The sequence below is a fragment of the Citrobacter sp. TBCS-14 genome (genome assembly GCF_005280805.1).
GTDB lineage: Bacteria > Pseudomonadota > Gammaproteobacteria > Enterobacterales > Enterobacteriaceae > Citrobacter > Citrobacter gillenii.
Window position 1 is genome coordinate 1 of the sequence record NZ_SZWM01000258.1, and the last position, 212, is coordinate 212.

1 pseudogene is annotated in these 212 nt (G+C 51.4%); it reads left to right on the forward strand.

Annotated elements, in window-relative coordinates:
- Window positions 1–212 (forward strand): annotated as a pseudogene (locus FDX22_RS30945) (glycerol-3-phosphate transporter); the annotation flags it as partial.

Consider the following 212-nt stretch of genomic DNA (forward strand, 5'->3'; position numbering starts at 1 on the left):
ATACATCTGGGTCAACGGCGTGGGCGTCAACAGCGCACCGTTCTGGCTGATGATGCTCAACAGTTTCATCATGGCGTTCAGCATTACGGTAGGGAAAATTACCGTCTCTATGCTCTCCGCATTCGCCATCGTCTGGTTCCGCTTTCCGCTGCGCAACCTGTTCTTCTGGATGATTTTTATCACCCTGATGCTACCGGTTGAGGTGCGTATTT